The 1,047-nt window shown below is 73.7% G+C and carries 1 protein-coding gene and 1 pseudogene; both read right to left on the bottom strand.

Annotated elements, in window-relative coordinates:
* Positions 1-74 precede the first annotated feature (74 nt).
* The gene (locus tag AB0O29_RS36375) at positions 75-506 is read right to left on the bottom strand and encodes an SgcJ/EcaC family oxidoreductase (protein WP_365160838.1); all 432 of its coding nucleotides are present in this window, start codon (positions 504-506) and stop codon (positions 75-77) included.
* A gap of 85 nt (positions 507-591) precedes the next feature.
* Positions 592-1,047: pseudogene (locus tag AB0O29_RS36370) on the bottom strand (hypothetical protein); the annotation flags it as partial.

The following is a 1,047-nucleotide window of genomic DNA, read 5'->3' as shown; positions in this document are numbered from 1 at the left end:
CGGCCAGAACGACCGTGCGGCGGCGGGGGGGGGCGGGGGCCGCGCCGCCCCCCCGCCCCCGGTCGTACGGGGGCTCAGCCGGCGGCGACCGCGGTGTTCTGGCAGGCCGTCAGCAGCCAGCGGCCGTCCGCCTGCCTGGACATCACGTACAGCGGCGCTCCCTCGCTCTCGGCGCCCGGGCTCAGGTAGAGCTGGCGGACCTTGACCGCCGCGACGTCGGGGCTGATGAAGAGCACGTGGACCACCTCGTAGGTGACCTTGCCGTCCCAGTCGGAGGCCGGGAGGACCTCGCGGGTGAACGCCGAGATCGCGTCGAGGCCTATGAGCACCTTGCCGCCCGCGGTCGTCCAGACCGCGTCGGGGTGGAAGAGGGCGAGGAACTCGTCGGGGTCCTTGTGCTGCTGGGAGTGCTCGACGGTGGCGACGACCCGCCCGATGGCTTCGATGTCGGCGGCGTGGGCGGCGTGGGCGGCGTTCACAGTGGATTCCGTGTTCATGGGCACCATGGTGGTACCTCAAGCGCGGTCGAGGTCAAGAGGGGCCCGGCCGCCGCTTCCCGGCCGAGGGAAGGGGCGACCGGAACCCGCACGGTCAGCGGTCGTGGAGGAGGGCGGCCGCTTCGGCGAAGTCGGCGTGCGCCGGTACGAAGGACCGTGCCGCGACCAGGAACATCGACCGGTCCATGAGGGCGCGGGCCAGGCGTGCGGGGTCGTCGGGCAGGCGGCGGGCGAGCGCCACGCCCTCGTCGAAGTACGGGCTGAACCGCTCCTCGAACAGGTAGGGGCGGTCGCCGTCGCGGACGACGGCGCGGACGGCGATCCTCCGTCGGACGTCGGCCAGCTCCGGCAGCCGGTCGGCCTCGTGGAGCGCCGCCGCCTCCGCTTCGAGGCCCGGCAGCATGCCGTCGAAGTTGTTCCGTGCCTCGTGCGACCACCGGTGCGCCCTGCCGAACGGCGGCATCGGGTTCTCGGGGTCCGGGTCGTAGAGCGCGTCGAGGTCCCAGCCGCGGTCGGCGGGGAAGCCGGATATGGCGTCTCGGCCCTCGGC

The organism is Streptomyces sp. NPDC089915, from assembly GCF_040684675.1.
Taxonomy (GTDB): Bacteria; Actinomycetota; Actinomycetes; order Streptomycetales; family Streptomycetaceae; genus Streptomyces.
Note: the sequence above shows the minus strand (reverse complement) of the source record. Positions and strands in the feature narration are given on the sequence as shown.

Coding starts and splice junctions, on each gene's coding strand:
- AB0O29_RS36375 (WP_365160838.1), bottom strand. CDS start 506: ATGGTGCCCATGAACACGGAATCCACTGTGAACGCCGCCCACGCCGCC.